The sequence below is a fragment of the Corallococcus aberystwythensis genome (assembly GCF_003612165.1).
Lineage (GTDB): Bacteria > Myxococcota > Myxococcia > Myxococcales > Myxococcaceae > Corallococcus > Corallococcus aberystwythensis.
In genome coordinates this window covers 1-6,706 of record NZ_RAWK01000395.1, presented here as the reverse complement: position 1 = coordinate 6,706, position 6,706 = coordinate 1, and the positions used below count along the sequence as shown (strand labels likewise).

The following is a 6,706-nucleotide window of genomic DNA, read 5'->3' as shown; positions in this document are numbered from 1 at the left end:
CCCCCCGGCGCCCGCCCCACCAGCGTCGCCGTCAGCACGCCCGTGGCTACAGGCCGGTAGGACAGCCGGACCGGGACCTCGCCCGGCGCCATCCGCGTGGGCAGCCCGTCCGCGGAGAACGGGGCCGCCAGCGACGTCCAGTCCACGTCCAGCGTCGTCCGCCCCGCGTTCACCACGCGGATCTCCACCTGGCGCTCCACCCCGGGGTAGCCGGGCGGGAACGCCACGGACTCCTGGGAGACCCGCAGGAGGCTCCGGGCGCCCGTCAGCGGGGGTTCGTCCCGGCAGGCGCTCCCGAAGGCCAGGAGGGCCGCCAGGGCCATTGCCAGGGCCGCCGTCTGGCCCCCACTGCCCACCGTCCGCGTGCGCGCCATCCGAGCCTCCTGTCCGTGCCTATAGCACCGCTCTCCATCCCCCTGTCGCATGGCACCCCACCCCCCGGGGTTTCAGGATTGGGCACTCCCGTGCCTGAGTTTTTTTCAGCCCCAAGGGTCCTGAGTCCCTCCAACCCCCCGGAACGACAGGCATGTCGCAGGGTACGGTTCTGGCAACGGGCCCAGGGATGACCCTGGCCGGCCACTTACACGTTTCTCCAGGATTGCAGGCGTTCACGGTGCTCATCGCCCGGGGCGTGCAGTCCACCGTGGACGGGCTGTCGGCGGAAGTAAGACAGGCGGTGCTGGCCGAGCTGTTCCGCATGGGCACCGAGGCCTCCGAGAATCACTCGGGGCACACGCCCTGTCCTCCCTATACCCTGCGCCTGGACGTGGCGGACTGCCGGATGCACGTGGAGCTGGACCCGATGCGCACCCGGCTCTCCCTGACGGGCCTCACCCGGCCCAGGCCGCACTAGAGGGCGCGTGAACGAGCGGTGGACGTATGGCCAGATGCTGCCCCGGCGCGCGGGCTACGAGGAGAGCTGGGAGCTCACCTACCGCGTGGAGCAGCTCCGGGAGCTGGTGGGCCAGGAGCTCCGCCTGGACGCCGAGCTCGCCGAGGAGCTGGACGACACCCTGGCCCGCCTGGTGATGCGCAACCAGCGCCTGCGCGGCCTGCATCGCATGATGTCCGCGGACCGGGAACCCGAGGACCTGGTCATGCACCGCGCCGCACTGGAGGACCTGGACCGGCAGCTGCTCCAGGATCTGCCCAGTCTGCTGGAGCGGCTGCGCGCCACGCTCCTGTAGCAGCGTGTCCCTCACGGGAAGCCCTGCGCTCTTCCGACTTGTGCACGGGCCCTACTGCTTTTCACCAGTCTAATTGGAGTATTGATCAACTGGTGGAAGCAGTAGGGGCAGCCGAGTTGGGGACAAGTCAGCAAGCTTCCGGATTCATTCACGAATCGGCGATCTGCTACATGTGGGTAAACTGCCGGTTATCCCCGGGCATCCACAGCGGGGCTTCCAGGCCCCCGGTTGTCCACAGGCCCGTCCACACCCTCCACAGGTGATCCACAGGGACCTCGGGGGGCCTGGAGCGGGCATGCGCCGCCAAGGAACGACCCCGGATGCAACAGCCCTGTTATGGTCCGGCCCGGCTTCTTCACGACGCGGGCGCCCTTTTCCAAAGGCGCTGGAGGATGAGCTCATCGACTTCCATCGGGGCGAGCGCATCGGGAAGTACGAGGTGCTCACGCAGCTGACCGTGGGCGGCATGGCGGAGCTGTTCCTGGGCTACACGTCGGGCCCGGGCGGCTTCCGCAAGTACGTGGTCATCAAGCGCATCCTCCCGGACGCGCGCTCCAATGATCAGTTCGTCCGCATGTTCCTGGATGAGGCGCGCATCACCGCGGCCTTCAACCACCCGAACATCGCGCAGGTGTTCGACCTGGGAGAGGAGGACGACGGGCTCTACCTGGCCATGGAGTTCATCGGCGGGCAGAACCTCAACCAGGTCACCAGCGCGTGCCTGAAGAAGCGCCAGCCGGTGCCGCTGGCCTTCACCCTGTCCGTGGCCCGCGACGTGTGCCTGGCGCTGCACTACGCGCACACCTTCACGTCCCCCGGCGGTGAAGCGAGCCCCGTCATCCACCGCGACGTGGCGCAGAAGAACATCATGGTGACCTACGACGGCACCGTGAAGCTGCTCGACTTCGGCATCGCCAAGGCGAAGAACAGCCTGGAGCGCACCAGCGTGGGCACGGTGAAGGGCACCACCGGCTACATGTCCCCGGAGCAGGTGCGCGGCGATCCGCTGGATGGCAGGAGCGACCTGTTCTCCGTGGGCGTGGTGATGCACGAGCTCATCACCGGCGAGCGGCTCTTCGCGGGCAAGACCGAGCGCGACGAGATGGTGAAGATCCTCGAGGACGCCATCCCGTGGCCCTCCGTGCTGCTGCCGCACATCTCCGAGGACATCTCCCGCGTGGTGATGCGCGCGCTGGAGCGCAACGTGGACCGCCGCTACCCGTCCGGGCGGGACATGGCGCGCGCCATCGAGAAGGCGTCCGGCGGCAAGCTGATGGACGCCGAGCAGCGCGCCGCCCTGATGAAGGGCCTGTTCGCGGAGCGCATGGCCGCCACGCGCTCGCTCCTGGAGAGCGCGGACGTCACGACGAGCAGCCAGGTGCTGGCGTCGGCGAAGCGGGCGCTCCAGAAGGATGACGGCCCCTACCTGCCGGAGCGCAAGGCCAACGCGCTCAGCGTCGTGGAGGCGCGCAAGAAGGCGGAGATCGCGAAGTTGCGCGCGGAGGAGTCCGGCAGCGACGAGACCGCCCCTCCGGTGAAGCGCTCGAAGCTGGGCGCCGTGTGGGCGCTCCTGTCGCTGTCGCTGTTCCTGGGCCTGGCCTACGGCGCGTTCCGGCTCACGAAGCTGCTGGAGGCCGAGGAGTCGGCGCCTCCACCCACCCCCGCGAACCTGGGCGCGATGGTCCCCCTCCGGCCGCGCGAGGCCCCCGTGCCCGACACGGACGTGGCCACCGCGGAAGTGGACAAGGACAAGGACAAGGACCGGGCCGCCACGAAGGACCGGGGCGTGAAGGACCGGGACCCCGACCGGGACGACTCCAACCGGGGCAGCCGCGGCCGCAAGAACAAGGGCGAGGTGACGCTCTTCCTGGACGAGCCCGCGGAGATCTTCCTCAACAACAAGTCCCTGGGCCGCGCGCCGCTGGTGAAGCGCTCCCTGCCGGTGGGCCAGGCGGAGCTGATTCTCGTGGGCGAGGACAAGAAGCGCCGCGTGCTCGCGGTGCCGGTGGAGGCAGGCAAGCCCGTGCGCCTCAACCTCAAGCTGAGGGAGCTGCCCGGCCGCTGAGTTCCAGGCTGGACGGATGCACGCGCGAAGGAGCGGCACGGGCGGAGGGGGTCCGCTATCTTCCGCCCCCTCATGGCCTTCTCCCTTGGCTTCCTGATGGACCCGCTCGAGAGCGTGCGGGTGGACCACGACACGACGTTCTCGCTGATGCTGGAGGCCCAGCGGCGGGGGCACGACGTCTACTACTTCGAACAGGGGTGGCTGCGCTTCAACGGCCGGTGCTCGGAGGCGCGCATGCGCCGGGTGAAGGTGCGGCGTGAACCCGGCCGCCACTTCGACGTGCTGAGCGAGGACGTGCGTCCCCTGTCGAAGCTGGACGTGCTCTTCCTTCGCAAGGACCCGCCGGTGGACGCGGACTATCTGCACGCCACGCAGCTGGTGGAGCTGTGTCCGGACCGCTCTCCCATCTTCATCAACAACCCGTCCGGCATCCGCGACGCGAACGAGAAGCTCTTCACGCTGAACTACCCGGACCTGATGCCGGAGACGCGCGTCACGCGCGAGCTGTCCGTGGTGCTGGAGTTCGCGGCGAAGAACGCCCAGGGCACCATCCTGAAGCCCATCGACGGGTTCGGGGGCAAGGGCATCCTCTTCCTCGCGCCGGGGGACCGCAACGCGCGCTCCATGGTGGAGCTGCTCACGCAGGGCGGGAAGGAACCCATCCTCGCGCAGGCGTACGTGCCGGAGAGCCGCCTGGGCGACAAGCGCATCATCCTGGTGGACGGAGACCCCGTGGGCGCGGTGCTGCGCGTGCCGTCGGACGCGGACCACCGGGGCAACATGGCCGCGGGTGGCACGCCGATGAAGGCGGAGATCACCGCGCGCGACCTCCTCATCTGCCAGCGCCTCAAGCCCGCGCTCCAGGAGAAGGGGCTGACGCTGGTGGGCATCGACGTGCTGGGCGACTACCTGACGGAGGTGAACGTCACCAGCCCCACGGGCCTGGTGGAGGCCAGCCACCTGGACGGCGTCTCCTGCGAGGCGCGCGTGCTGGACGTCGCCGAGCGGATGCACGGCGCGCGCTGAACGTGCTGGAGGACGGCGAGACGCTGGACTCCATTGGCACCGCGGACGTGCGCGTGTTCCAGCGCCGGACGGGCTACCGCTTCACGCTGGACGCGGTGCTGCTGGCGCACTTCGCGGCCACGGAAGGCGGCGACCTGCCCGGGCCGGTGCTGGAGCTGGGCGCGGGCAGCGGCGTGGTGTCGCTGCTCCTGGTGAAGCAGTTCGGCATCGCGGGGCCGGTGGACGCGCTGGAGCTCCAGCCCGCGGTGCACGGACGGCTGACGCGCGCGGTGGCGCTCAACGGCTGCGAGGGCCGGGTGCGGCCAATGCTCGGGGACCTGCGGCAGGCGCGGACGCTGTTCCCGTCCGGGGCCTACGGGCAGGTGGTGTCCAACCCGCCGTTCCGCCGGGCCCGGGCGGGTGTGGTGAGCCCCGACGCGGAGCGGGCCGTGTCCAAGTCGGAGGTGGCGTGCGACGCGGCGTCGGTGGTCGCGGCGGCGCGGCATGCGCTGCGGCCGGGCGGAGGCGTGAGCCTGGTGTATCCGGCGGCGCGGCTGGCGGAGGTGCTGGGGGTGCTCGCGGGCGCGCGGTTGTTCCCCCGGGTGCTTCGGTCCGTGCACGCGCGGGTGGATGCACCCGCGACCCGCTTCCTGGTGCAGGCGCTGCGGGACCAGGACCGGGGCTTGTCGGTGCGTGCGCCGCTCATCGTTCATGGAGAGGGCGCCGGTGGGTACAGCAGCGAGGTGGCGGCGCTGATGGACGTGCCACTGGCGGAGCGGGACGGGGGCTGAGTGCCCGGCCGCAGGGCGTGGGGGCCTGCGAGCGTCGGAGCCGGAGGGGCGGATGCGTCACAACGTATGGGGCACTTCACCCACGGGACGCGTGTGTCCTGACGAGGAGAGCTCCATGAACGTGACGATGCTCAACGAACAACCGTCGTTGCTGAAGTCGGCCGCGCTGCTGCCGCCGCGCCTGTCGCTGGGCGCGACGATGATCCACCACGGCCTGGCGAAGCTGAAGAAGGAGAGCATCGAGCAGAACGCGGGCATGTTCGAGCAGCTGGGCATCAAGCCCGGCAAGCCGTGGGTGCTGGCCACGGGCATCACGGAGCTGGTGGCCGGGGTGAGCTCCATCCTGGGCATCGCGACGCGGTTCACGGCGGTGTCGGTCATCGTCACGCAGGCGATGGCCATCGCGAAGGTGCACAAGAAGAACGGCTTCGACGTCACCAAGGGCGGCTACGAGTTCAACGTGGCGCTCATCGCCATCGCGCTGGGCACGCTGATGCGCGGGCCGGGGCGGGTGTCGCTGCACAGCGCGCTGGAGCAGCGGGTGAAGCGCAAGGAGCTGAGGCACTTCCGGCTGCTGCCGCGTCAGCGCCGGGGCTCGGTGCTGCTCGACGTGCTCGGGTAGCAGGGGCCAGGGCCTTCAGGGGGTGTAGGGGTGTCGCCTGCCCGGCTGGTACCGAGCCGGGCCCGCCGGTGCCACCCCTGCCCCCGCCGCATCCCGTAAGATGCGCGGGCCATGGCCCCCCCGTCCGTCCTGCTGATGCTGGCGCTCGCCGCGCCCGTCCCCAACTTCTCCACAGCCTCCAGCACCGAGCGCCTCGCCGAAGCGGGCACGGCCTCCGTGCGCTCCGTCATCCGGAACGTGGGAGCCGGACAGCTCGAAGCCGCGGGCCTCGCGTCCGTGCGGAGCGCACTGGGGGATTCGGGCAGCACGAGGCAGCTGGATGCGGCGGGCCTCGCGTCCGTGCGATTCGCGATGGCGGATTCGCGGGTCGGCACGCGGCAGCTGGATGCGGCGGGCCTCGCGTCCGTGACGGCCGCCACGAAGAACCGCTCCGCTGCCGCGAGCTTCGCGCCGCGGGATGCGTCCGCCGGTGTGACCTTCGCGAAGGGGACGGCCTCCAGCGACTCCGCCACGCCCGTGTCGATGCGGATGCCCGCGGGTCTCGCCCAGGCCGCGTCACCCTCCCCTGCCACTCCCGCGACGGACACCGTGCCCGCCACGGGCGCCGCGCAAAGCCAGACAGAATCCCTCTCTGAAGCAGGCCGCATCGCCGTGGAGGCCAGCGTCGGAGCCCTGCGCGCCGCCGCCATCGCGATGCACGGCAAGGCCGCCGCGCCGGGCCTCGCCACCGTGGGCAACCCGGACGAGCACTACGCCCGGGGCGTGGCCGCCCTCCAGTCGAAGGACTCGCGCACCGCCATCGCGGAGCTGTCCGCGTGCGTGCAGGCCGCGCCGTCCCGCACCGACTGCCGCTGGGAGCTCGGCTGGGCCTACTCCGTCGAGGGCCGCTGGGCGGACTCCCTCACGCAGTGGACGCAGGTGCGCGCGCTCAATCCCAACCAGCCGGACCTGGAGGGCGCGCTCACGCAGGCCCGCAACCAGGCCGCGCTCCAGGCGAAGCTCGCGCAGCCCGTGGACAGCACCCCCCGCCCTCCCC

At 70.9% G+C, this 6,706-nt stretch carries 7 protein-coding genes and 1 pseudogene; 7 read left to right on the top strand and 1 reads right to left on the bottom strand.

Annotated elements, in window-relative coordinates; all coding sequences use genetic code 11:
- Positions 1–374 (bottom strand): annotated as a pseudogene (locus D7W81_RS38680) (tenascin-X); the annotation flags it as partial.
- A gap of 302 nt (positions 375–676) precedes the next feature.
- On the opposite strand from D7W81_RS38680, the gene D7W81_RS43905 reads away from it, so the two are divergent.
- The 7 genes from D7W81_RS43905 to D7W81_RS38645 form a co-directional block, all read left to right on the top strand.
- The gene (locus D7W81_RS43905) at positions 677–853 is read left to right on the top strand and encodes a hypothetical protein (RefSeq protein ID WP_244227732.1); all 177 of its coding nucleotides are present in this window, start codon (positions 677–679) and stop codon (positions 851–853) included.
- Between the two features lie 7 nt (positions 854–860).
- On the top strand, positions 861–1,187 hold the full coding sequence (locus D7W81_RS38670; protein ID WP_244227731.1) for a hypothetical protein: 327 nt from the start codon (positions 861–863) through the stop codon (positions 1,185–1,187).
- Positions 1,188–1,482: 295 nt separating this feature from the next.
- A complete protein-coding gene (locus D7W81_RS38665) occupies positions 1,483–3,252 on the top strand; it encodes a serine/threonine protein kinase (RefSeq protein ID WP_244227727.1) in 1,770 nt (589 codons plus the stop codon).
- Positions 3,253–3,324: 72 nt separating this feature from the next.
- The gene (gene gshB / locus D7W81_RS38660) at positions 3,325–4,278 is read left to right on the top strand and encodes a glutathione synthase (RefSeq protein ID WP_120560359.1); all 954 of its coding nucleotides are present in this window, start codon (positions 3,325–3,327) and stop codon (positions 4,276–4,278) included.
- Between the two features lie 2 nt (positions 4,279–4,280).
- Complete coding sequence (locus D7W81_RS38655; RefSeq protein ID WP_244227726.1) at positions 4,281–5,048, top strand: tRNA1(Val) (adenine(37)-N6)-methyltransferase; 768 nt, start codon at positions 4,281–4,283, stop codon at positions 5,046–5,048.
- A 115-nt stretch (positions 5,049–5,163) separates the two neighbouring features.
- The gene (locus D7W81_RS38650) at positions 5,164–5,670 is read left to right on the top strand and encodes a DoxX family protein (protein WP_120560358.1); all 507 of its coding nucleotides are present in this window, start codon (positions 5,164–5,166) and stop codon (positions 5,668–5,670) included.
- Positions 5,671–5,781: 111 nt separating this feature from the next.
- Positions 5,782–6,706, top strand: a 925-nt coding sequence (locus D7W81_RS38645) for a tetratricopeptide repeat protein (protein WP_368773758.1), incomplete at its 3' end; no start/stop codon positions are given.

What these genes read in the sequence shown, in the direction of transcription:
- D7W81_RS38665 (WP_244227727.1), top strand. Translation starts at nt 1,483, where the DNA reads ATGCGCCGCCAAGGAACGACCCCGGATGCAACAGCCCTGTTATGGTCC.
- gshB (WP_120560359.1), top strand. Translation starts at nt 3,325, where the DNA reads ATGGCCTTCTCCCTTGGCTTCCTGATGGACCCGCTCGAGAGCGTGCGG.
- D7W81_RS38650 (WP_120560358.1), top strand. Translation starts at nt 5,164, where the DNA reads ATGAACGTGACGATGCTCAACGAACAACCGTCGTTGCTGAAGTCGGCC.